At 45.1% G+C, this 25,405-nt stretch carries 18 protein-coding genes; 14 read left to right on the top strand and 4 right to left on the bottom strand.

Annotated elements, in window-relative coordinates:
* Window positions 1-54 precede the first annotated feature (54 nt).
* The 5 genes from MHB46_RS13155 to MHB46_RS13135 all read left to right on the top strand — a co-directional run bounded on the left by MHB46_RS13155 (window position 55) and on the right by MHB46_RS13135 (window position 7,542).
* Window positions 55-636, top strand: a complete 582-nt coding sequence (locus MHB46_RS13155) for a PspA/IM30 family protein (RefSeq protein WP_341162558.1) — start codon at window positions 55-57, stop codon at window positions 634-636.
* 36 nt (window positions 637-672) lie between these two features.
* Window positions 673-1,707: a TFIIB-type zinc ribbon-containing protein gene (locus MHB46_RS13150; RefSeq protein ID WP_341162557.1), complete on the top strand. Its 1,035-nt coding sequence runs from the start codon at window positions 673-675 to the stop codon at window positions 1,705-1,707.
* Window positions 1,704-2,498 (top strand): TPM domain-containing protein, encoded by a 795-nt coding sequence (locus MHB46_RS13145; protein ID WP_340959745.1) that lies wholly within the window; start codon window positions 1,704-1,706, stop codon window positions 2,496-2,498. The genes MHB46_RS13150 and MHB46_RS13145 overlap by 4 nt, the downstream gene beginning before the upstream one ends.
* Window positions 2,499-2,541: 43 nt before the next feature.
* Window positions 2,542-3,534, top strand: a complete 993-nt coding sequence (locus MHB46_RS13140; RefSeq protein ID WP_341162556.1) for an SPFH domain-containing protein — start codon at window positions 2,542-2,544, stop codon at window positions 3,532-3,534.
* A gap of 258 nt (window positions 3,535-3,792) precedes the next feature.
* Window positions 3,793-7,542 (top strand): alpha-L-arabinofuranosidase C-terminal domain-containing protein, encoded by a 3,750-nt coding sequence (locus MHB46_RS13135; RefSeq protein ID WP_341162555.1) that lies wholly within the window; start codon window positions 3,793-3,795, stop codon window positions 7,540-7,542.
* 102 nt (window positions 7,543-7,644) lie between these two features.
* On the opposite strand, the gene MHB46_RS13130 is transcribed toward MHB46_RS13135, so the two are convergent.
* Window positions 7,645-9,042, bottom strand: coding sequence for a phytase (locus tag MHB46_RS13130; protein WP_341162554.1), 1,398 nt, complete (start codon window positions 9,040-9,042; stop codon window positions 7,645-7,647).
* A gap of 110 nt (window positions 9,043-9,152) precedes the next feature.
* Complete coding sequence (locus MHB46_RS13125; protein WP_061830230.1) at window positions 9,153-10,028, bottom strand: helix-turn-helix transcriptional regulator; 876 nt, start codon at window positions 10,026-10,028, stop codon at window positions 9,153-9,155.
* Window positions 10,029-10,221: 193 nt separating this feature from the next.
* Between MHB46_RS13125 and MHB46_RS13120 the strand changes: the two genes are divergently transcribed.
* From MHB46_RS13120 to MHB46_RS13110, 3 genes are all read left to right on the top strand, one after another.
* Window positions 10,222-12,165 (top strand): glycoside hydrolase family 127 protein, encoded by a 1,944-nt coding sequence (locus tag MHB46_RS13120; RefSeq protein WP_341162553.1) that lies wholly within the window; start codon window positions 10,222-10,224, stop codon window positions 12,163-12,165.
* 27 nt (window positions 12,166-12,192) lie between these two features.
* Window positions 12,193-13,563, top strand: coding sequence for an MFS transporter (locus tag MHB46_RS13115; RefSeq protein ID WP_341162552.1), 1,371 nt, complete (start codon window positions 12,193-12,195; stop codon window positions 13,561-13,563).
* 275 nt (window positions 13,564-13,838) lie between these two features.
* Window positions 13,839-15,230 carry an MATE family efflux transporter gene (locus MHB46_RS13110; protein WP_341162551.1) on the top strand — a complete coding sequence of 464 codons (1,392 nt, stop codon included), beginning with the start codon at window positions 13,839-13,841 and terminating at the stop codon, window positions 15,228-15,230.
* Window positions 15,231-15,319: 89 nt separating this feature from the next.
* On the opposite strand, the gene MHB46_RS13105 is transcribed toward MHB46_RS13110, so the two are convergent.
* Complete coding sequence (locus tag MHB46_RS13105; protein WP_341162550.1) at window positions 15,320-16,309, bottom strand: zinc-binding dehydrogenase; 990 nt, start codon at window positions 16,307-16,309, stop codon at window positions 15,320-15,322.
* A 136-nt stretch (window positions 16,310-16,445) separates the two neighbouring features.
* Here MHB46_RS13105 and MHB46_RS13100 point away from each other — a divergent pair, with 136 nt between their 5' ends.
* Both MHB46_RS13100 and MHB46_RS13095 read left to right on the top strand, forming a co-directional pair.
* Window positions 16,446-17,318, top strand: a complete 873-nt coding sequence (locus tag MHB46_RS13100) for a LysR family transcriptional regulator (protein WP_341162549.1) — start codon at window positions 16,446-16,448, stop codon at window positions 17,316-17,318.
* On the top strand, window positions 17,296-18,444 hold the full coding sequence (locus tag MHB46_RS13095) for an RDD family protein (RefSeq protein ID WP_341162548.1): 1,149 nt from the start codon (window positions 17,296-17,298) through the stop codon (window positions 18,442-18,444). The genes MHB46_RS13100 and MHB46_RS13095 overlap by 23 nt, the downstream gene beginning before the upstream one ends.
* A gap of 161 nt (window positions 18,445-18,605) precedes the next feature.
* On the opposite strand, the gene MHB46_RS13090 is transcribed toward MHB46_RS13095, so the two are convergent.
* Entirely contained in the window at window positions 18,606-20,864 is a 2,259-nt protein-coding gene (locus MHB46_RS13090) for a beta-L-arabinofuranosidase domain-containing protein (RefSeq protein WP_341162547.1), read from the bottom strand.
* A 130-nt stretch (window positions 20,865-20,994) separates the two neighbouring features.
* On the opposite strand from MHB46_RS13090, the gene MHB46_RS13085 reads away from it, so the two are divergent.
* The 4 genes from MHB46_RS13085 to MHB46_RS13070 all read left to right on the top strand — a co-directional run bounded on the left by MHB46_RS13085 (window position 20,995) and on the right by MHB46_RS13070 (window position 25,388).
* Entirely contained in the window at window positions 20,995-21,888 is an 894-nt protein-coding gene (locus MHB46_RS13085) for an AraC family transcriptional regulator (RefSeq protein WP_341162546.1), read from the top strand.
* A 197-nt stretch (window positions 21,889-22,085) separates the two neighbouring features.
* A complete protein-coding gene (locus MHB46_RS13080) occupies window positions 22,086-23,024 on the top strand; it encodes a YwqG family protein (protein WP_341162545.1) in 939 nt (312 codons plus the stop codon).
* A gap of 245 nt (window positions 23,025-23,269) precedes the next feature.
* Window positions 23,270-23,788 (top strand): RNA polymerase sigma factor, encoded by a 519-nt coding sequence (locus MHB46_RS13075; RefSeq protein WP_341162544.1) that lies wholly within the window; start codon window positions 23,270-23,272, stop codon window positions 23,786-23,788.
* Complete coding sequence (locus MHB46_RS13070) at window positions 23,772-25,388, top strand: DUF4179 domain-containing protein (RefSeq protein ID WP_341162543.1); 1,617 nt, start codon at window positions 23,772-23,774, stop codon at window positions 25,386-25,388. Before MHB46_RS13075 ends, MHB46_RS13070 begins: the two co-directional genes overlap by 17 nt.
* Window positions 25,389-25,405 lie beyond the last annotated feature (17 nt).

Below are 25,405 nucleotides of genomic sequence, written 5' to 3'. Positions count from 1 at the left end.
TACCGGATTTGATGTATGATATGGTGGAATGTAGTTCTTTCGAAGGAGGTCATCATGGGGATTTTGTCGAGGTTTAGGGATATTATGAAAATGAATATTAACGCCTTAGTGGATAAGGTGGGAGACCCGGAGAAAACCATTGACGATTATATGCGGAATTTGAACAGTGATCTAGGCAAGGTGAAAGCGGAGACGGCTTCAGTATTGGCTGATGAGAGAAGGACGAAAAGAGCACTGGATGAATGCAAAGCCGAGATCAAAAAGCTCCAGCATTATGCCAGTAAGTCCGTGGAAGCCGGTAATGATGATGAAGCTCGAAAGTTCCTGGAGAGAAAGGTAACGCAGGCGGAGAAACTGGAACAATTACAAACGTCCTATGACTTAGCTTCAGTAAACGCCGTGAATATGAAACAAATGCAGGATAAATTGCTGTCTGATATAGGGCAGTTGGAAATGCGGCGTGCTGAACTTAAAGGGAAGCTGGCGGTTGCCAAAGCACAGCAAGCCTTGAACTCTATGGGCAGCAAGAATTCTGCTTTTGAGGTCATGGAAGAGCAGGTGAACAGAGCGTATGATGAAGCGATGGCTATAGCCGAGCTTCGGGCAGGAACGAAGGACGACCTGGATGCTTTATAAGGAATCATAATAGTATCTACATGAAGAGGTGAGCAGATGCCGGTTATCGAATACAAATGCCCCAACTGCGGCAGCGGCATGGTCTTTGACGGTGAGACAGGGATGTTATCCTGTCATAGTTGCGGAAGAGAGGACAATATCGAATCTATTCCTGATCCTCTGATAAATCGTATTTTTTCAGAAGATGAGGCCCATGAGTATCATTGTAATAACTGCGGAGCAGTGATTATGACCGAAGTGGAGACGAGTGCAACGGTGTGCAGCTTTTGTGGTTCTGCCGTGGTTCTTGGAGACCGACTGACCGGGAAGCTGGCTCCGGCGCAGGTTATTCCTTTTTCGATCAGTAAGGAAGAGGCCATAGATGCTTTCAAAAAATGGTGTAAGAACGGCCGTCTGACGCCGAATCGGTTCATGATAGCAGACCGAATCAAGGGAATAACCGGGATGTATGTGCCCTTCTGGTTATATGAATTACATAATAAAATTGAGGTTCAAGGTGAAGGTACCCAAGTGAGAACCTATACGAGCGGAGACTACGAATATACGGAAACGAAGCATTTTGATGTATATCGCAAAATCCGTTTGAATTATGTAAAGGTTCCGATTGATGCTGCGGAGAAAATGAACGACGAGCTGATGGATAAATTGGAGCCTTTTCCATACGATCAGCTAAAACCCTTTAAAACGCCATATCTAGCGGGTTATATTGCGGAGAAGTACAGTTATAACGAAGAAGAGCTTTTCCCGCGAGTTAAAGAAAAAGTGAAGGAATATATTGATGCTTATATTCATTCTACGGTGTCAGAGTATACGTCCGTGAGTTATACGGAAAAGCAAATTGATACTATATTAAAACAAGCGGATTATGTTCTGCTCCCGGTATGGGTCATACACTATGACTACAATCAATTGGAGCATACGTTTGCTATGAACGGACAGACGGGCAAGGTAGTCGGTAAGCCTCCGATTAGCAAGTTCAAAGTGACGGCTTGGTTTGCAGGCATTTTCGGCATTACTCTCTTCTCATTAAGGTTAATCACTTGGCTGATGATGGGAGGGGAATTCTATTGAAAAAGCATAGAGCCATTATAGCCGTCTTGTTATTCTTTGCTGTTTTTCTGGCAGTTCCTATGGAAATGAAGGGCGAACCAGCAACGACAGAAATGAAGCCATTGATTTATGATGAAGCGGGTCTGCTCAATCAAGAAGAGTATGATGTGTTGAACGCTATGGCTAATCAATACGGAGCGGAAAGAGAAACGGACATTATTATTTATACTACTCTCAATCCCGACAATATGGATGTTATGAAAATGACGCAGGACTTTTATGATGACCATGGCCCTGGGTATGACAGATCTCATGGGAACGCGGTCATTTTAACGATGGATATGAGAAATAGAGAGGTATACTTGGCCGGATTTTATAAGGCAGAACGGTATCTGGATGATGACAGGCTTACTAAAATACGCCATGAGATTAGCCCGGATCTGACCAACGGCAACTATGGGCTGGCATTTCAAAAGTATATTCTAAGCGCGCACAAATATTTGGCCATCCGTCCAGGGGTGAATCCAGACAGTATATTTTTTAAAGGATGGCTTCATTTGGCGGTGGCGCTGGGATTGGCAGCGTTGATCGTGGGTAAGATGGTTTCCAATTCTGGCGGTCGGGTTACGGTAAATCGGCAGACCTACGAGGATGCGAACGCCTCAGGAGTTCTGGAGCATCGAGATCAGTATCTTCACACAACGACAACAAAACGGAAGATTGAAAAGAGCAGCAGTAGCAGCAGCTCAGGCGGTGGTGGCGGAACTACCAGCGGCGGTCATTCGCATAGCGGCAGCAGAGGATCATTTTAACTGAGAATTTTGCAAAATCCTGAACGGAAAGGATGGATACAGTATGGGATTCTTCAGAAATCAATTTGCAAATGTTGTAGAGTGGGAAGAATTTAGAGATGATATGATTTTCTGGAAGTGGAGTAATCATGAAATTAAAAAAGGCAGTAAATTAATCATCCGCTCCGGTCAAGACGCGATTTTTGTAAATAACGGCAAAATAGAGGGTATTTTTGAGAATGAAGGGTCATATAACATGGACTCTGACATTATTCCATTTCTATCCACCTTAAAAGGGTTTAAATTTGGTTTTAACAGTGGCATGAGGGTAGAGGTCTTATTCGTTAATACGAAGGAGTTTACGGTCAAATGGGGGACGCAGAATCCAGTGCTGATCCCGACCCCCCAGCTGCCAGGCGGTATGCCGATCCGTGCCAATGGCACATTTAATTTTAAAGTGAACGATTATGTTACGCTCATCGATAAAATTGCTGGAGTGAAGGACAGTTATCTCGTTGAGGATGTGAAAATACGCATTACTTCAGTATTGGATCAGTTATTGATGAAGTGGATCAGCAGAGAAGGAAAGGACATGTTCAATCTGCAGGCGAATGCCTCTGACATTTCAAAAGGTATTCAAGAAGATCTGGATATGCAAGTGATGGACAATGGTATGACGATTACTGGCTTTCATGTGATGAGCTTCAATTATCCTCAAGAAATCCAAGATATGATCACGAAGACAGCTTCTCATGAAATGATCGGTAATCTGCAAAAGTACCAGCAAGTGACGATGACGGACGGGATTGCATCGGGTAATGTAAAAGGCGGTGGTGCTGCCTCAGATATGGCGAGTATGATGATGGGGATGAATATAGCAAATGAAATGATGAGAAATTTGAACCCGAACCCAAAGCCTTCGGCTGAGACTCAGCCTACACCTGCTGCCCCCTCTCCATCTGGAGACGGTAATAAGCCCAATTTTTGTCCGAATTGCGGTACAAAAAACGAAGGAGCTAACTTCTGTCCGAATTGTGGACAAAAATTGAACGGATAACATAGCTACGGCCAAACTTCTTTATTTCAGAAAAGTCCCGACTAGGCCAAGTAATCTTGTAAGCCAAAAAGCAGTTATCGCAGAGTATCTTCTGTGATGGCTGCTTTTTTATGTAGTTCGTTCAAGTATTTTCTTCATAAATCCGATTTATTGGATTGAAAAAAGTACTCAGGATAAGGTACTATAGCTATATAGTATGTATTTATATTAACTAATTAGTTATTACATTAATAAACTATAGGTATAGGAGCAACGAAGATGACCAAATTCCAAGATCAAATCATTGCACGTTACAAGTTTGATGATGCAGAGAACGTCGGCAAAGATAGCTCAGGGCAAGGTAACGATGGGGTTGCTTCAGGCACAGTAACACCTACGATTTCCCATGCTACCGGTAGAGCAGCTTTGACGCTTGAGGGAGGCCCCAACGGTACATCGTATATCCAGCTTCCTTCCGATCTATTCAAAGATGTAAGCGATAACACCGGTGTGACGGTTACTGCTTGGGTCAACTTCGGCAGATTCACAGATATGTGGGAACGTGTCTTTGACTTTGGTAAAGCCCATACAGGGCCCTATATGTTTATGACACGGAATCTGCGCGGAACCCTTTTCACCGAGGCGGATTTGTCCGTAGACCCGGGAAGAGGTTTTGTCAGGGATGAGTGGATGCATATAGCCTTGTCCGTAATCGGTACAGAAGGCGGCACATTAAGCAGTGCGGGTCCGGTGGTATATGTCAATGGTGAGGTAGTAGCGGATGGTTCCATCAGTCAAACTTCCAGCGGCAACTATGCCAAGCTGCGTAAATGGTTCGAAACGTTTACAGACTCGTCCAACTACAGCAACAATTTTATCGGTCGCTCCCAGCATGCAGCGGATGTAGACTTTGCCGGCTCCGTTTCAGACTTTCGAATTTATAAAGCAGGCCTGACGGCGGATGAAGTCATTGAGGTCATGTGCGATTCGTTGACAGATGAAGAAATCGTGAAGCTTGCCAGAGATAAATATTTGTCCTTTCCGACGACGATTGTAACCAAGGACATAACTCTGCCAACCGTTCTGATGGGCGGAAGAGTAGAAGTAACCTGGAAATCCAGCCAGCCTGGTATACTCTCTGACAATGGCCAGATTCAGGCGATTACCTCCGCACAAGGGGTTACCGTCACAGCTTTATTGACGAAGGGCTTAAGCCAGATTGAAGAGAGCTTTGAGGTATCCGTTCTTCCTGAACAGCTACCTCCGTACACGCTGACCATTCATGGGAATAAGGAAGTTGTGGATGTCAGCGAGGTGATGTACGGCTTGTTCTATGAAGATATCAATAACGCAGCAGATGGCGGGATTTATGCAGAACTCGTTCAGAATCGCTCCTTTGAATCTTTCGAGTTCGATACGTATTCCCATGCTTCCGGTGAATGCGGCTGCTCTACCGGACGGAACCGCAACCCGTTGTTCGCTTGGTCTGGTGATACGGATAAGATGACTCCACAGCATAGCGGTGGATTAAATGAGTTTTTAGGCGCAAAAGACAAAGAAGTGAACTCTTATTATGTGACGGTATCGGATGGTGCAACGATTCGGAACAAGGGCTTTTCCGATTCTAACCAGAATTGTGCCATGTCCATCCAAGAGGGTGCCAAATATGAGTTTACCATCTGGGCGAAGGCCGATTCAGCGGGCACAATCACACTGCAACTGCAAGACTCAAATGAAAAGGCTATTAGTGATTCGGTTACGATACAGGTGGAAGGCGACAACACGTGGAAGAAGTACGGCATCGATTCCAAGCTTGTACTGACAGGCTCAGCTACGGTTCTCGGGCAGCTGGCGCTTACATTTAAAGGGGACATTTCGGTTGATATGGTTTCTTTATTCCCACAAGATGTATGGGGCGCAGGAGAGGAAGAGCAATCCCCATCGGCACATGCTAACTTCCAGGGTAATCCTAACTACCGACTGAGAAAAGATTTGGTGAACGCACTGGTTGGCATGCATCCGAAGTTCTTGCGGTTTCCGGGTGGTTGTATTTCCGAGGGTTCATTTATATGGGAAAACGTATACGATTGGAAGGAATCGATTGGGGATATCGAGCTGCGCAAGGAAAACTTTAATGTATGGGGCTATATGATGACCATGGGTCTTGGTTATATGGAATATTTCCAGTTGGCAGAAGACCTGAATGCAGCTCCGCTTCCGGTTATGGCCTGCGGCGTGCTCTGCCAAGCCCGCTCCGATTACGCTCATCCGGCTGGAGGCGCATTAAGAGAATACTATATCAAGAACTTTACGGATCTGATCGACTTTGCGATCAGTGTGGATTTTGAACATAATGAATGGGCTGCTATGCGCAAAAAAATGGGCCATGAAGCACCGTTCGATCTGCGTTATTTGGGTGTAGGTAACGAGAACTGGGGCACAGAGTTTTTTGCCAACTTTGAAGTGTTCAAGACATCGATTGATGAGTACATGGAGAAAAACTATCCGGGTTATGAGCTACACATCATCTCCACGGTTGGCGCTCAAGCAGACGACGATGCATATCAGCAGGGCTGGAAGTTCTTAAGCGGTAATATGACCGGTTCGGCTAAGGTTGCTTTTGCAGATGGTGACCAGGTGACGGAAGAAACGGTAACCTGGTATGAGAAGCAAAAGGACTATATGGATACCATTGCAGACGAGCACTACTATCGTTCTAACGAGTACCTGCTGAATAACGTGGACCGCTATAACTACTACTACAGAGCTTATAACGTGGACGGCAGTATAAATTGGAAAGCAACATCAAAGGTTTTTGTCGGAGAGTACGCCTCAACGGATAAAAATACATTGGCAGGCGCTGTAGCAGAGGCAGCGGTGATGACGGGCTTCGAAAATAATGCCGATGTCGTTCGGTTGGCTGCCTATGCACCGCTGTTTAACAAGGTGCTGACAGATGGAACCTACAGATGGACGCCAGACTGCATCTGGTTCGATGACGAAACGGTGTGGTTTACGCCGAACTACTATGTACAGCAAATGTATGCTAAATATTTGGGGAATAAAGTATTGAGCACTTCTTTCTCTACTTACAAAAACGGCAAGCCAACGGATCTCATTCCTCAGGGGGGAATTGAAATCGCGACAGGCAACGCCGAGGTTATGATTAAGCGTGTGACTGTTACTTCCAACCAGGACGGTAGTGTGCTGCTGGATCAAGACTTTACCCAGGAATTGAATTCGGCCTGGCAGGTCATTCCCGGTTCCGTGGGCTCTACGGTGGAGGAAGGCAAGGGGCTTGTCCTCAAAGCTCAGGATAGCGGTCTGAATGGTTTGTACATCTTGAACGACAGCTGGAGCAATTACAAGGTAGAGGTGGTCGCTTCCCGCATTTCCGGCACGGACGGCTTTTATGTGGGTGCGGGTCTCACCGATATTTCTGCGGAGAAAAAGGACGTCGTTGAATACGCGATCGGCTATGGCGGCAAGGCTACCGGCGTGAAGGTTTACAAGCAGGGCATAGAAGGCTACACATTGGGTGACTACTCTTCCAGTACAGCGGCAGGTAACTTGAGAGCAGCTAGCTATGAAGAGTTGGCTGACAACACGGACTACACCATAACAGTGAACTACGGCGGTGAAACGGGCAGTAATCTGATTTGCTTATACACCGACGGCGAGACAACCAGCAAGGTGCTGGACTACAAACTGGAGGCTTACAACAGAGACGTGTTCAACTCGGTAACCCAAGATGCTGAGCATGTATACGTGAAGCTGGTGAATGCCGACAACGTGGATAAGGTAATACAGCTGAATCTACAAGATTTGAGTGTTGAGTCCATCGCTAAGCTGGTTACACTAACCGGCGATTCCTCGCTTGTTCATGTACCTAACGTGAACAAGAAGAATGATGAGAAGGTAGTGCCTACCGAAGAGCAGATCACCCTTCAGACGGATTCTGTCTTCTTAGACTTACCGGCCAACTCGGTAAATGTGCTGGTGCTGGATCTTAAACCTTTTCTCGCTTAAAAACAAAAAGGGGTGTCCCAAGTAGCCGTTTTATGGCTTTTGGAACACCTCTTTTTTTCTATGAATAGAGTCGGAATGTTGAGTTGATTTCCCCGAGGGGCATTACTTCGTGCTTCTGTTTACCAATTCACGCGGGTTGGTGCCATCGTCTATCGTTAGCGGGGTAGGGGCTCCCGTAGCGATTCGCTCCCAAGGCACCATTTTAAAGTTCTGATTTAACTTTTTGCCGTTTTGAAGATTTTCGTCATCTTGTGCAACGAAGATACCATGTGGGAAATTCTTTCCTAATCCGTAGCCAAGAACATCAATACCGTCTGTGACAGATGTGCCATCAACGGTAGGGCTCGCGCTAATCGTAAAGTTGCTTATATATGCATTGTCGCCTTGTCGTTCATAGATCGCATAGCTGCTGTTTCCTTGACTGGAGGCCATGAGATACCCCTTGCCATCTTTACCGTAATACAATGTAAGTCCTTCTATGTCATCGTGAAGTCTGCGCCCATCTGCAATATCCACACGTCGCAGCGGCTCGGTTGAACCGTCTGGCTCCGCACTATACTTCCAAATAGCGTAATCCTCTTCAGCGATGTAGATCGTACCATATTCATCATCAGCAACCATGCCTTCGGATTGCGTATTCAGCTTGAACTGGCGGACAAGCTTACCTGCAATTTTGCCGCTTCCGTCGTCAGTCAGCTCATATTGCTCAAATTCACCCTCTTTGCCCAACACGAGCGCGTAAAATTTATCTGTCTTGAGGCTATGGTACAAGCTGAATCCGTACACTTCTTTCATAGATGCTTTAATGGGTTTGCCAACCACGTTGGTCAGCTTTCCTGATGCACCGTCAATGGAAAAGATATCGATCGTGTTGTTGGTTCGATTGGTTGCCCCTGCAATATCAATTTTTTTGCCGCCCAATGTGAAACCGTAACGAAGATCCACGTTATTCATTTTTCCGACCTTCATGTTTTGCAGTTGCTTGCCTTCCAGATCATAGACTAAAATCCCGCCGCCTTTATTGGTTGCTAAAATTCTACTTTTCTCTGGATCGGCCGGGTTGAGCCAGATTGCAGGGTCGTCGGCTGCGTCTTCTCCATCCTCCACAGCTTCTGTTTCAGCAGAAGGGATCACTTTATAGGTAGGGACTGCGTCCTTTGGATCTGCATATTTGCTGTTCTCTGCTTCAAGCGCTGTAAGAAGTTTTGTAGGAAGATATACATTTCCATTCATCATCTTAATTTCCCGGTCCGCTTTTCCGCTTAGTCCAGCTAGACGATATTGCTTCTCACCCACTGTAAAGGTCCCGACAATGCCATTTTTCAGCTTGACCAAAACAGACTGGTCATCACTGTCCCATGTAATTGTCGCCCCCATTTTATCTGCCTGTGTTCGTAGTGATGCATACCCGGATGGCTGAATGTCTGCCGCATGGGTCAGTTCTGGTGATACCAGAATCCCTGTTAAAATGGCTAATAATACGAGTTTAGTTGACTTCATATGTATGCCCCTTTTCCGAAGTAAAAATGATATAACCGACTCAGTATAAAGCGAGAATATCAAAAGGATACAATGAAAATGTAAAGAGAATGTAAAGGAGGTGTAAGCATTCAATGGACTGGTTTCCAGTATTGTTGTCTGTAATTCTTTGGAGACATTCCGAATTTTTCTTTAAAGCATTTGGAGAAATAGCTTGCTTGGGAGAATCCCGTTTCCTCCGTAATTTGTTGGACAGACCAGTCGGTTTGTAGCAAAAGACTGCGCCCTTGATCCAGTCGATAATCCATTAAATACTCAAGCGGTGTGCGCTGGAAGGCGACCTTCATACATCTGGCGAGATAGTTCTGATGTACGTGAAAATGGGTCTCCAAATCTTTATTGGTGATTGTATTTTTGTAATTCTGTTTTAGGTATATTTCGATTTGTTCCGCCAACTTAGAGGAGCTGTCTTTATTATTCTGGTCATACTCCAAACTCTGGAAAACACTCGCAAACGTCTGTTGGGCCTCCCATAGTGCCAGTTTTCTAGGTTTTAAAGTAGAGGCTAGTAAATAGTCTAATTTCGAAAATAGCTCATGTGGATTCACCACTTTTTGAATTTTGGGCAAATGAATGGTCGTATGTTCTGAATGAAAATGCAGCTCGGGAATGGGAGTGCTGGGTATAATAGGATTGGGCGAGGATTGTGCGCACCACATGCTATTGGTTTGAAAATGGAACCAGTAAAAGGAGGTTTGTTCTGTACATGCCTCAATGGGAAAATGATGTTTATCCGGTTCAAGAATGAGAGCGTAATTTTTAGTTACCTTCCACACTTCGTCCTCTTCACCAATGTGCAGCAATCCTTCTTTAATGATTATTACGTCAAAATAACCCAGATTATACCTATTCGGGTGCCAATCCCCTTTTTGATATGTAGTAAAATTCCCCTCAATGAAATAAGGCAGCGGAGGGACAAGGAATGATAGAAAGTCTGTTTTGCTCATGGAAGCCAGCTCCTTTGTGTGTGAAATCGTATAAGTTTTAGTTAAAGATCGCGATTTTTTTTATAAATTCAGGTTGATAAAATAAGGACTGTAGCAAGGGGAGCTCAGGTTAGCTTGTACGATATTATCATTACTTTATCCTTATTTTCTCAAAAATGAAAGCGTTCTATTTCCAGGAAGGGATGTTTATCCAATGAAAACGGCAAAGCCAGTTAAGCATGTCATCGTTGACGATTTATTTTGGAAAAAGTATAAGCAGGTTGTGGCGGAAGAGGTTATTCCTTACCAATGGAAAGCATTAAATGATGAATTACCAGATACAGAACCCAGTCATGCGATTGAAAACTTTAGGATTGCAGCCGGGGAATCCAGTGGGGAGTATTATGGAACCGTTTTCCAGGACAGTGACCTTGCCAAATGGTTGGAGACGGTTGCCTTTAGCTTAAGGGATCATCCGAATCCTGCGCTTGAAGAACGGGCTGATGAAGTGATTGAATTGTTGGGAAGAGCTCAAGCTGAGGATGGGTATCTAAATACGTACTATCTGCTTAAGGAACCCTATAATCGCTGGACCAATTTAAGAGACAATCATGAGCTGTATTGTGCAGGGCATTTTATAGAAGCGGCTGTTGCTTATTATGAAACGACGGGCAAAACGAAGTTTCTTCACATTATGGAGAAATACGTAGACCTGATTCAGCAGGTTTTTGGTACGGAAGAAGGTAAACGGAAAGGCTACCCGGGACATGAAGAAATTGAGTTGGCCTTGATCAAATTATACGACGTAACTGCAAAGGATCAATATCTCAAATTAGCGCAATATTTTATTGAACAGCGGGGACAGCATCCTATTTACTTTGCAGAGGAACAAGAAAAGAGAAAACATATTCAAACAGAGCCCACCTGGAATGATGATAACAACATTAATTTTGGCTTAGGCTTCGAATACCAGCAAGCACACCAACCTGTGCGGGAACAGAAAGAGGCAGTCGGCCATGCGGTAAGAGCGGTGTATCTGTATATTGCGATGGCGGACTTGGCTGCGAAAACAGGAGATGCTTCCCTGTTAAGAGCCTGTGAAACGCTGTGGGATGATGTAACGAATCATAAAATGTACATCACCGCAGGCATCGGTTCTACTGTAAACGCGGAAGCGTTCACTTGCCATCACGATCTTCCCAATGACAGCATGTACTGTGAGACCTGCGCCTCTGTAGGGCTGGCCTTTTGGGCCAATCGTATGCTGCGCTTAGCGCCAGACCGGAAATATGCCGATGTTCTGGAGCGTGCGCTATACAACGGAACGATTAGTGGGATGGATCTGGATGGGAAACGGTTTTTCTACGTGAATCCGCTGGAGGTTAATCCTTTTCAAAAATCCAGAAAAGATCAAGAGCATGTAAAAACAGAACGTCAAAAATGGTTTTTCTGCGCCTGTTGTCCGCCCAATTTGGCACGAATGATTGCATCAGTTGAGGACAATATGTACACCCAAACGGATGATACGTTGTATACGCATCTGTACATTGCCAGCAAGGTGAACATGACTTTATCTGGTCAAGAGGTTGAAATTACACAAACTCATCATTATCCATGGGATGCCGATCTAACCTTTTCGATCCACGTAACAGAGCCGACTTCCTTCAAATGGGCACTACGGATTCCTGGGTGGTGCAAGCAGGCAGAGGTGAAGGTGAATGGGGAAACCATATCATTAGACCGTCTGGAAAAAGGCTATATCGAGATTCAGCGTACTTGGAAGGACGGAGATATGGTAACTCTGCATTTGGCTATGCCGGTTGAGCGCATTCGGAGCAATCCGCTGGTCTCCATGAACCAGCAGCAAATTGCTCTCCAACGCGGACCAGTCGTGTTTTGCCTGGAAGAAGTGGATAATGGAGCGAATTTGGCAGGATTAAGATTGACAAAGGATAGCCTCATTACGGAAGAGTTCAGCGAAAACCTGCTGGGTGGCATTGTAAAGCTGACCATAGAGGGATACCGGGTAAAAAATTCGAATGCATTATATAGCTCGGAGCCTCCTGAATTTGTTCCTCAACAAATTACCGCCATTCCTTACTACGCCTGGTGCAATCGGGCTAAAGGGGAAATGCGTGTATGGGTTTATGAATCATAATTCATTCGCATGGGGAGAGGAAAGATCATGAGTACGAGAATTGTGAGTACGGAACCACCGGAAAAGGCAGCCAGTACCGTTCCTTTTCATCGTAAAATCAGCTATTCATTAACGGATACAGCAGGCAATCTACTATACTGTGTTATTTCCAGTTATCTATTATATTTTTATACAGATGTATTCGGACTTTCTATCGGGATTGCCGGGACATTACTATTTATCACCCGTTTTATCGATGCCATTGATGCCCCGATTTGGGGCATCCTGATTGACCGAACCAAGTCAAAATACGGCCAGAGCAGACCCTATTTTCTATGGTTAGCGATCCCGTTCGCTGTGTTTATGGTCCTTACGTTTACGACACCCAATTGGAGTGAGTCAGGCAAAATTGCATATGCCGCCATGACGTACATCATAGCCGGCATCCTGTACACAGGGATCAGTACGCCGATTACATCTATTTTGCCTAATCTGAGCACCAACTCTAATGAACGCGTAGTCTTGAACTCCTTCCGCATGGTCGGGGGGAACGTAGGTTTCTTCATTGCCACGACGTTTACGTTACCTTTGGTCGCTTTCTTTGGACAGGGGAATGATCAAAAAGGATTTTCCTTAACGCTCGTTTTATTTGGAATCATGGCGATTATTATGTTTTTCATAGCGTTTGCCGATTTGCGCGAAAATGCAGCAGTGAAAACGAAATCTGTTCCCATTGCTAAAAGCTTTACAGCCATCAAACGAAACTGGCCCTGGATGCTCGTTGTAGCTGCCAACTTGTGTTACTGGATCGGCTTGAATATTCGTTCAGCAACTTTAATCTTTTATCTGCAATACAATCTGGACAGTAAGGACTTAGTGCCTTTAATCAATGGACTGACCTCCTTGCAGTTGATCTCGATGGTTCTGATTCCGTTTTTCGCCAGAAAATTAAGTAAAAATGCGATTATGATTATCGGATTGATATTAGCTGCGCTGGGTCAAGTCGTGATTTTAATGGGCAGTACAGACTTAGCCCTTATTATTATCGGCTGGATTATTGGTGCGTTAGGATCAGGCTTTGCATGTTCTATGCCGTTTGCGATGTTGTCAGATACAGTCGATTATGGGGAATGGAAAAATGGTATTCGGGCAAGTGGTTTCCTGACCTCCATTGGAAGCGCATTCTGTATTAAAGCGGGTAGCGGAATTGGCGGATTATTGCCAGCATGGATCATGGGCAGTACCGGTTACATCGCTGGGAAAGTCCAAACTCCTACGGCATTGTCTGGCATTCAGTTCAGCTTTATCTGGCTGCCGTTTATCATCTTCTTGATCGGAATCATTCCTATGTTTTTTTATAAAAAATTCGAAAAGAATGAAGCTTCTATTCAACAAGATTTAATTGCGAGAAGATCATAGACATTCTTTTAACAAGGTTTTAATGACATATTAAGGCATTATAATGCTGCTCCAAAACCTGTTCACTGAGCTGAGCAGGTTTTTCTGTTATTTTCTATTCAAATGTGAGCAAGACCATTGACAGGATTTTCTTTTGGAGTAATACTTCTATGTAGAGAAAAGTGTACAGAATCAAGAACTAGACACATCTAGCCTTGCAACTTTATACATTTTTTCGCCATGAAGGCTCTTCTGTTGAAGGGTTTTTTTCAATTTGAGAAAAAGAATGTGATGATATGAGTCAACTGAGTGTAAGGATGAGAACACATGGCTTTCTGAATAAGCATTTTTCAGGAGAGCCTATTGATTATCGACAAATTATCGCGCTGTTTATCCCGCTTCTGATTGATCAGGCTTTTATCGTGGGTCTTAATTTGGTGAACACGGCAATGATTAGCTCGTCGGGGATGGCGGCAGTCAGTGCTGTAAATATGATCGATTCTTTGAATATTTTTCTGATTAATGTGTTTGTCGCAGTGTCTACCGGGGGAACGGTTGTCGTGGCACAGTATAAGGGGAGCGGTAACGACCTCATGGTCTCTAAAGCCGCATCCGGCACCATTTCCTCCGTTTCCTTGTTGGCCTTATGTATCAGTTTGTTTATGATCCTGTTGTACAATCCGATTTTAAGTGTTCTGTTTGGTTCCGCCTCGCCTGATGTATTAGTTAACGGTAAGGTATATCTGCTGGGAAGCTGTATGTCTTTTGTGGGGATTGCAATCGTTGAGGCAGTGTGTGGGGCGCTGAGGGGAATTGGGAAGACGAGGGCATCGCTGGCTCTTTCGCTCATCATGAACCTCTCGTACGTGCTCCTCAATGTGGTATTCATTAATGTATTAGATATGGGTGTGCTGGGCATGACGATTGCCGTCAATGTGTCCAGATATGCAGGAGCAGTGTGCGCGCTGATTTATTTGGTCAGGGTAGATGATGACTTGCGTGTGCAGCTTAGAGATATGCTTTATTTTAATCTGGCTATGCTTAAAAAGATTCTGTTTATCGGGCTTCCCTTTGCAGCGGAACAGATGTTTTTCAATGGGGGCAAAATTTTAACCCAAATTTTCATTGTGAGTCTGGGGACCAATGCATTGGCGACGAATGCCATTTGCTCCTCCCTAGCTAACGTGTTCCAAATCCCTGCGAATGCTTTGGCTCTTACGATTGTAACCGTGGTCGGTCAATGTATGGGACGTCGAAATGTCGAGGATGCCCGGAAGTTTACCAAATCGTTTATTTGGCTGTCGTCTTGTTCGTTTATTGTAATGGGGCTCATACTGATGCCTTTGTTTGAGCCGATGGTGGGGCTGTTTCATCCGCCTGCTGAAATCGTAGATGACATATTTGTTGTCATACTGATTAATACGTTGGCCCAGATTCCGCTCTGGTCCATCGCCTTTATTACACCCTCTGCACTAAGGGCAGCAGGTGATTCGAAATTTACGTCCCTCACCTCAATGCTGTCCATGTGGTTGTGCCGGGTGGTGCTCGGGTATATTTTGGGCATTGTGTTCAACCTGGGGATTGTTGGTGTCTGGCTGGCCATGGATATTGAATGGGGCGTGCGGGGACTCGTTTTCCTTTGGCGCTTCCGCGGCAACAAATGGGTCCAGCATCGTTTGATCGACTGAATAGGTCCACTACTATAAAATTGACTTCTGGATGAAGGCATTTTACGGTAGTGGATTTTTTTTCTATTCCTATACTTCGTTCAGACTCCTTACTCTATCCTGATCCCTATATTGCCTAGCTGCGCTCCCTGCTGCATACGGTGGAAGGCTTGCGTTGTGTCTTGTAGAGGAAATACGCTATCTATAATCGGATGGAGTGCATGGCGCTCCATGAACTGAAGCATAGCTGCGAATTCCTCTCCACTGCCCATAGAGGTGCCGATGATGCTGATTTGAGGGAAAAATATAGACCGCAACGGAATCTCTACTCGATCTCCTGAGCTTGCACCAAATGTAACGATCCGACCGTTCGGCTTGAGGATATCCAAATATTTATCGAACGTAGCAGGACCGATACTGTCAAGGACCAGATCCACGGTGTCTCCGTTCATACTTTCTTTCCATTCGCTATGGCTGTCGAATGCATGATTAGCGCCATGAGCGAGGGCAGCCTGCCTTTTTGCTTCGCTGCGTGACGTGACGGTGACCCGCGCGCCTGCCGCTAAAGCCATACGCATGGCATACGTGGCTACACCACCGCCAATACCGGGAATGAGGACGTGCTCACCCTCCTGCAATTGGCCTCTTGTGAAGAGCGCGCGATAAGCGGTCAAAGCAGACAAAGGCAGCACCCCTGCTTCTTCCCATGAAAGGTATGCTGGCTTGCTGACCGCATTTTGGACGGGGATGATAACCGATTCAGCGAATGTCCCGTCTGAAGGTCCGCCCAGAATGGCTGGAACCAAGGGAACATGATGCGTATTCTCCCATCCGATACATGGATTGATAATTACATCGGTGCCTACCAGCGAGGTTGGGCCACCAACACCCACAGCCTCAATCACGCCTGCTCCATCCGAACCCAGAATGAGTGGAGCATCGTGGGCTGTTCGATCCGCCATGAGGAACAGATCCCGATGGTTTAAGCCTGCAGCTTTAAGTCTTACCTTCACTTCGTTGTGCCCCGGCTGTCTGTCCGTGATGTCTGTATACATCAGGCCCTCAGGGCCGCTTTTGCTGGCATGGATTACGGCTTTCATTTTAAAACCTCCCGTGGTTCGAATTTAGATGCAATTGCATGTATATTGAATTGTACAGAGCGGCAAGCGTCCGGTAAAATGAACAAAATCGAATGTGAGTATCATAAATGATCATACTCAAGCAGGTGACATATACATGGAAAGCAGTGATTTGAAAATTTTTCAGGCTGTCGCTCGCGAGGGCAGTATCACGAAGGCTGCGCAAGTTTTGAATTATGTACAGTCCAATGTGACCTCGCGGATTCAGCAGCTTGAGGCACAACTGAACGTACCGCTATTTCGTCGATCTAATCGGGGAATGACGTTAACGCCGGCAGGAGAGAACCTGCTGAAATACACGGATACCATACTGACCTTGCTGGACGAGGCTGTAAAGTCCACTCAATATTCAGACCATCCTGCGGGACCTTTGCGACTGGGATCGATTGAGACGGCGGCGGTTACGCATCTGACTTCTTTATTGACGGAGTATCACGCTCAATATCCTGATGTCCATCTATCGCTTATGACAGGCAGCACCCATGATCTCGTACAAAAGGTATTGAATTACGAATTAGATGGAGCGTTCGTCTATGGCCCCGTCGATGATCCGCATATAGAGTATGTTGCAGCTTTTGAAGAGGAATTGGTGCTCATCTCGCAACCAGGGAAAAAGGACATGAACGAGCTGCTTGCCAAGCCTATGCTGTTTTTCGACGTAGGGTGCACGCATCGTACAAGAGCGGAAAGCTTTCTGAGCGAAGCGGGTGTGGATGCATATCAGGTTATGGAGTTCGGAACGTTGGAAGTCATTTTGGGTGGTGTAGCCTCTGGTCTGGGGGTGTCCATGTTGCCACAATCGTCGATTGCAAAGGCAGAGGAGGCGGGAAGTATTGCTTCTCATCGTTTACCTGAAAAATATCGCAAATTAGAGGTGTGGTTTGTTCATCGGCGGGATTCGATTTACTCCAGTGCACTGTCAGGCTTGCTCCGCTGGATGAAAAAGGATGTTATACTTAACTGGGATTAAATTGACATCAGGGGTGTATCATTTGGAAGAACAAGATGTAACGAACAATCCATCTACAGTAGCTCCGGGACCATATGCGACGAATGGCAACTACCATCGACGAGAACCGGATAAGATGGCGGTATTATCAGAAACATACGGAGCCTCTATCTTCTTCAGAAGATGGGCGGCTTGGATGATTGACTTCATTCTTATCGTCTTCGGGTATGGAGGGCTGGTTTATTTTACAGCGAAAAAAGTATCTGAAGTAGGAACTCCAAATATGGGCTTGGTAGTGATGCTCTTCCTGATGGGCTCCTTCTGCTATTATTTATTGCTGGAAGGACTTACAGGCTATACGCTGGGTAAGTTTGTACTTCGCATTCAGGTCGTAAATGGAGAAGGGAAACCGCCGGGCATGGTTAAATCCTTGATCCGTACCCTTATACATTTGGTGGATACGAATCCGCTGCTTTTCTTCGGGCTGCCCGCTGGTATATGTGTGCTGGTGACACCTCGGAAACAACGGATTGGAGATATGGCTGCGAATACATATGTGGTTAAGGTACGGGATTTGGGGACAGTGAGCAGAAAAAAAACCGGAATTTTGTCCGGGGTAATCATCCTGATGACGATCATTTCGGTCATCTTCGCTGTATCCCTTATTTCTTCGCTCATCACACAAATGGTGAAGCCCGAGGTTTTTGTTAGTAAGGATGATCAGTTTGCGGTTACGGCTCCGTGGAATTGGTCACGAGATAACATGATTAATGAGGAAGCGGATATTTCCATTAAAAATGAATTGACCGAAAGATATTTGATTGTATTGTCAGAACCGAAAAGCGATTTTGACAGCAGTATGACTCTTCAAGAATATAAAGGGATCATTGAGGATCATTTGGTGTCAGGAATTATGGCCCCTGAGTTGGGGAACCCTTCCGACATCGAGGTAAATGGATACCCTGCCATCGAATTTACCCTGAAAGGGGAAGTGGAAGGTACTCCAATTATGTATAACGTGACCACGATTGAAACACCTTCACATTATCATCAGGTACTTGCCTGGACCTACGCTTCGCGATACAGCAGGGCACAGCAAGAGCTACGCAAGATTAGGGACAGTTTCCGTGAAATGAACATGCTGTGAAGTGAACATGAAGCAATAACGATGATTCGAAGTTATAAGGCGGTAAGCGGAACAAGCAGACAGCTTATAGGAGCGTCTGCTTGTTGTTTTATAGGCTTATTTTAAAAAATGAACAATTAAAACGGAGTACGCGGAATAGTAGATTTATATAGATAATTTGATCATACAATAGAATGTCTGATTATCCGCAATCCGGCCACTTTCGCCACCTTACCTTGTGGATGGGCTGTGAATTGAATCGTAACTTCATTCTTGTGGCCCGTCACAGATAGAGGAAGCTCATAAGCAAATGTCTCGAATTTATTCATTTCCTCAGACGCCAGCTTGCCTTCCCCTAAAATCTGACCATCCGCAGTGATGTCAAAGTCACCATGGGGACGGCTCAAGTCCTTCAAATAAGTGACCGCCAATTGGACAGGCTCATCCGGAAGCACCTTCATGACAAAAGAGAACCAGCCCCCAGGCCATGTATCGCGATATTTGCGGTTATAGATGGACCCCAAACCTACATGCTCTCCAGTAAAGGCATGATCCCGTTCTGGCTGCATTTCGGCAGGCTGCACAACGTCCACTGTAAGTCGTTCCAGCTCTAGCTGATACGCTAACGCGGTACGATATTCTGCCTCTGTTGCTACCCAGTCCTCCTGGGAAAAGAGATCCCAATAGACGGTATATGAACGATCATACATCTGATAAAACGGACGAAGCTTCAAGTCTCCGATATAGCCTAAGTCGGTCATATGGAATGTATTAGGCTCGTTCCCGTCAGCAATTAGCTTCGTTGTCAATGAGTCGGCCGCTCCGATCAGAACAGACGCAAGCAGACGTTCCTCGTTGGATTCCGGTGTGACAGGGCCAAGGTCCCCAGCCAGCACTAGCGGGCCATACATAAAAGCAATTCGGCGTGGATTATCCGGCATTTCCTCGACTCTCACGGTCATAGGAATGTCATACTCGATCGTATCCCCATTGTTCCATTCCCGTTCAATTACAACGTAGCTGGTAGGACAAGCCTCTGTGACGTACTCTTCCCCATTGATTTTAATCATCATCCCTTGCTCCGCCCAATGCGGGCATCTTAGCTTGATCGCGAAGGATTTGGGCTCCTCGCTGATGACGCGTAGCGTTCCCCGTCCATTTTGCGGAAAGAGAGTGTCTTGTTTGAGCTGTACGTCCATCTCGTCCCATGTCACGGTAGAAGGGACATATTGATTGACATAGATCGTTTCTGGCGTGTGAAAATAAATCGCAGTGCCGTACATGGAGTGACTTTCCATACCGGACCCGACACAGCATGTGAAATCCTCATATTGAGAATTAAAGGACTTGTGTCCTCCCATTTCCAGCGATACAAAATAGCACACACGTCCATCTACAGGCTGCTGTGAAGCCAGGATATGATTGAACATCGCTCGTTCATAGTAGTCGGCATAGGCTGCATAGGCATCCCACTCGAACATATGTCTTGTTAATTTCAGCATATTGTAGGTGTTACAAGTTTCACAGGTACCTTCGCCCAAGCGCTCATTCAGCTTCCCGGGTTCACCAAAATGTTCATTATAACTATTGCCGCCGATCACGTAGGAATGCTTGTGAACAACCCGATCCCAGAAAAAGCGAGACAGGTCCGCATATTGCGGTTTGCCCGTCATTTCATATTGCCGTGCAGCGCCAATGATTTTGGGGATTTGCGTATTGGCATGTCGCCCTGCCAACGTATCTTGGCTATCCGCGAGATCATTTAGCACCTCTCCGTGATAAAAGCGTTCCGCCAGGCTCAGAAAGCGTTCTTCTCCCGAATGTTCCGCCAAATCCGTTAGAACTTCATTCATACCGCCAAACTCGCAATGCAGCACCTGCTGCACCTGATCATCGTCCAGCCCTTGAAGTACATCCTCCAGCCAGTTGCCGAGTTTGATTTCTATAGACAGGGCCTTGGGATGATGCGCCAGCAGATGTGCATCACGCAAGCCCGCAAAAAGTTTGTGCATGGTATATAGTGGCACCCAACCGCCGTTCAGATCAAAGCCCTGGGAGCGGATATCTCCGGCTTTTACTTCCTCAAAAATCTCTTTCCCACGTGGAATGCCCGAAATGTATCCGTTTCCATGACTGTCTTGGCATATTTCCAGTTCGTCGACTACATAGTTCACGCGTTCCAACAGTCTTTCGTCGCCTGTGGAGGCAAACATCAGTGCACAGCCGGACAGGTAGTGACCGAGTGTATGTCCGCTGATGCCACGCGCTTCCCAGCCTTCATAGTGAGCCGCTTTGGGCTCCAGTCCCGCATATTCACGAAAGCGTGATAGTAAACGGTCGGGTTCCAAACTCAGCAGGTAGGCCGTATTCAGTTCCATCGCATGTAAAAGTGGGCCGGAATCAATTCTTACTTTATGCAAGTCAAAAGCTTTAGCTTTCAAAATCATCGCTCCTTAGCTAAGATGAAAGTGTATATTTCTCCACTACATTAGCATTGCAATCGCGGTATGTCAGTAGCTTAACCATACAATGGGTGGACAAATCCGAACATGAATTTAAAGAGGCGATAACATGACCTATCTAAAAGTAAATGTAGATGCTCCGATCCAACTGATCTCGGCAGGCGAGTTTGTTAACGAGGTGCCCTGGAAACATATGAGTCGTTCCATTGAGAATTTTGAGCTGATCCTGGGCGTCCATGAGACGGTATATATACGGGAGGAACGGGAAGATTTTGAAGTAGGCGAGGGAGATATTCTATTGCTGTACCCCGGTCGTACGCATAAAGGATACCGGGAATCGTTGCCGGGCGTGAAATTTTATTGGTTTCATTTCGATGTTCCCACGACCCCGAATGTATTATCTAATGAGGAAATGAAGCAGGAAACAAGTGTCATGGATGGGCTTTTGCAGCGACATGGTGTGATGCGTGATATCTATTTACCGCAATGTGTACAGGCAGACAACGGAGATCGGATTCATATTATCGTCAATCAGATTTTGCATGTAGCCAACTCACATTATCTTACGTATCACAGTGCAAATTATTTGTTCACCTCGCTGCTGATCGAGATATCTGAACTGGCGCTCAGCCGCTTGCTTTCCAATCCTGTCAGTTCACAGGGGAATGTGAGTTTTAACAAAATTATTGAGTGGACCCGTATTCATGCTGAAGAACCGCTGACCGTGACGGATTTAGCTCGAAAATTCAATTACAACAAGGATTATATCTCTCGTTTGTTCAAGCAAAATACAGGCATGCGTCCCCTGGAGTTCATTCATAGTATTCGTATTAACAAAGCCAAAGAGTTGATTTCCCGTACAGATATGAGCATTAAACAGGTTGCCGAAGAGGCAGGATATAGCGATGAGAAGTATTTTATGCGTTTGTTCAAAAAGAGAGCCCATATGACTCCTTCCCAATACCGGAATGCCTATCACAAAACATTTATGAACAATGTCTAGTGCATTTCCGCTTGGATCGTAAATGCAGAGCTGGATGTATCCACCATTCACTTGCAGCGAAGATCGATGATTTGACCGAGGACTGACCAACCTGTCACCAGAGAAATAGCTTGTCAGACTGTAATTTGGTAATCTGATATAAGAGATCAAATGAGAGCAAGCAATACATAATACTTCATGAAAAAGGGGCGAGCGAGATGCTACAACCACCATTAAAGGATGAACTGACTCGAATACTGGAAGGGCATTCACTGGATGAAGATTTAAAAGAAGAGATTCATCAGGAAGCTCAAGCTGCTATACAATTTCATGTGGAGCATGAGGAAAATTATGAACAGGTTGGCAATAGTCGGATCGCCGGCTATCCAGATCTGCCACCCACAATAGAGTGGCCTTGTAATTCAGACGGGGAATATTATACATTTATTGCTCAAATTAATTTGGGCGAGCTGCCTTTTTCACCATTTGAGGGATTGCCTCATCAGGGCATACTTTACTTTTTTCTTGGGCTGGATGAGCCCGCCTATGATATTGACCATAAAATTTTTTATTATAACGGTGACAGCAGCGTTTTGCAGAAAACATTACCGCCCGCTGGGCGCGTAGAGGTGTTGGCGGAGCAACGGGGTTTCACCGCGTATGCAATTTCTTTTCATCCGATCCTGACGCTACCATCGGAGGGTGAGCTAGGAGATATTCTTGTAGATCAGTACGAAGAGCTGTATGAGCTTCTATATGAACATAGCGACACGGTGTGGGGGCAGCATCAATCTTTTGCCGGGAATACCCGGCGGGATGCTTATCTACGCCGAAACGGGCTGGAGGGTCTTCTGTTTAACTGGCATAAGAGTGAGAGTCAAATCCATAAGGAAGTCGAGCAAGCTATGCATAGGGGAAATACCGATTATGCGGAGCATTTACGGTCCGAAGTGCTGCCTCAGCTGCAAGAATATCAGACGAATCGGGAAAAGCACGATCAGGCTTCGGAAAATTGGCATGTTCTGCTCTCGGTATCTTCTTTGGACGAGGTCGGCATGTGCTGGTGGGACGCGGGGTATTTGGAGTTTTTTATAGATCAAAGGGACTTGAAGAACCTTGATTTCACGCGAACGTATGTCAATCTTGCTACGAGCTAGCCCGGTGCGGCAGACTCATGCTGATTTAGGGCAAATGATGGGGGTTAGAGCAGGGTGTTTTTTTGATTGATAAAAGCAGTGAATTGAGCATGTGGCACAGTAGGTTTGTTTTGCCCGAGTGTCGGAAATCGAACGATCAATAATAGGTGGTCCTATATAGGGCCGCCTTTTTTCGACGTAAATGAACGATTGTACTCCGTTATTAGTCTTAATAGATGAGACCACAACAAGGGAGGTGCACGTATATGAATGATCGAGAGCTGTTTGAACTATATAAGGAGCAGATCTATTATTTTTGTTATTATCTAATGCAAAATCAAGCAGATGCAGAAGATGTTTGCCAGGAAGTGTTTGTCAAAGCACTTTTGGCCGACAGGTCCAAAGTACAAGATCTCAAATCATGGATTTTACGAATTGCTTCTAATGAGTGCAGCAATGTGCTTAGAAGGCGGAAAACTGGACTGATGAAGGAAATACGAACTTTTTTATTGTCACGCCCTCATTCATTTAATCCGGTGGAAGAGAGCTTATACCATCAAGAAACGAAGACAGAGTTACACAAGCTATATAACAAGCTTCCAGATAAAATTCGTATGGTCGTGGTCCTTCGTTATGTAAACGAATTGACTATGCCGGAGATCTCTAGAGTTATGAATATACCCGAAGGAACAGCTAAATCTAGATTAAATCGGGGGCTTAAACTGCTAAAAAAAATGGTGATACCCCAAGTAAAGGAGATGAGTAGCAGTGAGTCGGTATTTTGAAAAAGAACAGAACATTCCCCAACCTGAATATGATGCAATGTGGGTAAATATAGAACAGGAAGCAACCAAACGAAAAGCAACTCTGCAACAGTCACAGGAAGCACCTATGCATAGAGCAAAAATTGTTCCAGCAAGTATCGTATTCTCATGTTTTCTGCTCGTTGCCATCCCTGTATTCGCTAGTGTGACCATCAATTGGGATAGAATAGGCGGACGTAGTGTAACCAATGCGCTAAATAACGGTATTGGCCAGCGGTATGATCTAAAAGCATCCAATGCAGGCATTACGATGAATTTGAATGGTGTTGTAACGGATGGCGAAAAAATGAAAATGCTTATCTCTCTGGATCCAGGAACCGATCCAACCAGTTATATTGGGTTTGCTATAGAGAAAACTACGGTAACTAGCAATTCTGATACCAAGGAACGAGCACACGGATATTTAAATTACGATCCTAAAAGCCAGAAACTCCTTGGCATTTATGAAACAGTGGATATTTTAAAAGATCGTAAAAAAGATTACACACTGGAGGCACAGAATCTCATTTTTTATCGTAATCAGGATATTCCTTTAAAGACGAATCATCAAGCCGGGGATACCCTCGTTACCGGGACCAAGCAGTATCCTAACATTTATATAGAATCCGTTCGACAAACCAACAATAAGACTGTTATCCGCTATAGAGTTGCTGCAGCTCCATCCGATTTAGGACGTGGGAACCCGCATTTGGTAATGAAAGTGGGCGACAAAGAGATAGACGCAATCCCAACCATTTTACCTAGCGACAGCCCAGACTTGCATATTGAGCAGGTATTCAACATGACTGCACAAGATTGGAAAAAGGCAAACCTTCATTTTTGTTACATTGAGGAAGCAAAAAGAATTGAAGGTACTTGGAAGTTCGAATTTGAAGCGGATGGAAAAAAAGCAAGTGAAGCGATTTATTCCAAGAAGCTGCATAGCAGCGCTGAATTCCAAGAAAGTACAGGCGCTACCTTAGACCAACTAATTGTTACCCCCTTGGATATTGAAATTCTAGTAACAGAGCGTGATTCACTTAAAAAAGGAAATGTTCATTATAAAACAGCTCAGTTGGTTATAGGTGATAAAAAAATTAACGGAGGATGGAATCTTAAAGGGGCTGGTCCTGAAAATTATCAACACTTATATCAATTTGAATCCCCAGAGTGGTATAAGGACTGGTCTGATGTTCCAATGAAACTTATATTGAAAGATGCCGTCATCCAGAAACGTGATACGTCTAAAAATTGGATCGCTCTTCATAAACCTAAAGAAGAAAAACAGTTCGCTGAGCTTAATGTGGACGGTTATCAAATTGATTTCACATACTATACAGAGGGAAAAGATTTGATTGTCGAATCGAAATCTGGTTCCCCTGGCTTCAAAGGTGTCAACCAAACAACGATGCGAATTAACGGCAAAGAAGTAGTGCCTGAGATCATTGCGAAGGGTATGGTATCCACAGGAGTTAATGTTGACCGTTACAAAGACATTGAATTAGACGGAAAATTAGAACTAAATCCTGGCATATACAAGTACAGCGATCCTGGACGTGACATTGAAGTTATTTTGAAATAGATATGGCCCGCGCTGCC

Source organism: Paenibacillus sp. FSL H7-0703 (assembly GCF_038003485.1).
In the GTDB taxonomy this organism is placed as follows: domain Bacteria; phylum Bacillota; class Bacilli; order Paenibacillales; family Paenibacillaceae; genus Paenibacillus; species Paenibacillus polymyxa_B.
This window is presented reverse-complemented; position numbering and strand designations above follow the sequence as displayed.

What these genes read in the sequence shown, in the direction of transcription:
- MHB46_RS13155 (WP_341162558.1), top strand. Translation starts at nt 55, where the DNA reads ATGGGGATTTTGTCGAGGTTTAGGGATATTATGAAAATGAATATTAAC.
- MHB46_RS13150 (WP_341162557.1), top strand. Translation starts at nt 673, where the DNA reads ATGCCGGTTATCGAATACAAATGCCCCAACTGCGGCAGCGGCATGGTC.
- MHB46_RS13140 (WP_341162556.1), top strand. Translation starts at nt 2,542, where the DNA reads ATGGGATTCTTCAGAAATCAATTTGCAAATGTTGTAGAGTGGGAAGAA.
- MHB46_RS13135 (WP_341162555.1), top strand. Translation starts at nt 3,793, where the DNA reads ATGACCAAATTCCAAGATCAAATCATTGCACGTTACAAGTTTGATGAT.
- MHB46_RS13130 (WP_341162554.1), bottom strand. Translation starts at nt 9,042, where the DNA reads ATGAAGTCAACTAAACTCGTATTATTAGCCATTTTAACAGGGATTCTG.
- MHB46_RS13125 (WP_061830230.1), bottom strand. Translation starts at nt 10,028, where the DNA reads ATGAGCAAAACAGACTTTCTATCATTCCTTGTCCCTCCGCTGCCTTAT.
- MHB46_RS13120 (WP_341162553.1), top strand. Translation starts at nt 10,222, where the DNA reads ATGAAAACGGCAAAGCCAGTTAAGCATGTCATCGTTGACGATTTATTT.
- MHB46_RS13115 (WP_341162552.1), top strand. Translation starts at nt 12,193, where the DNA reads ATGAGTACGAGAATTGTGAGTACGGAACCACCGGAAAAGGCAGCCAGT.
- MHB46_RS13110 (WP_341162551.1), top strand. Translation starts at nt 13,839, where the DNA reads ATGAGTCAACTGAGTGTAAGGATGAGAACACATGGCTTTCTGAATAAG.
- MHB46_RS13105 (WP_341162550.1), bottom strand. Translation starts at nt 16,309, where the DNA reads ATGAAAGCCGTAATCCATGCCAGCAAAAGCGGCCCTGAGGGCCTGATG.
- MHB46_RS13100 (WP_341162549.1), top strand. Translation starts at nt 16,446, where the DNA reads ATGGAAAGCAGTGATTTGAAAATTTTTCAGGCTGTCGCTCGCGAGGGC.
- MHB46_RS13095 (WP_341162548.1), top strand. Translation starts at nt 17,296, where the DNA reads ATGTTATACTTAACTGGGATTAAATTGACATCAGGGGTGTATCATTTG.
- MHB46_RS13085 (WP_341162546.1), top strand. Translation starts at nt 20,995, where the DNA reads ATGACCTATCTAAAAGTAAATGTAGATGCTCCGATCCAACTGATCTCG.
- MHB46_RS13080 (WP_341162545.1), top strand. Translation starts at nt 22,086, where the DNA reads ATGCTACAACCACCATTAAAGGATGAACTGACTCGAATACTGGAAGGG.
- MHB46_RS13075 (WP_341162544.1), top strand. Translation starts at nt 23,270, where the DNA reads ATGAATGATCGAGAGCTGTTTGAACTATATAAGGAGCAGATCTATTAT.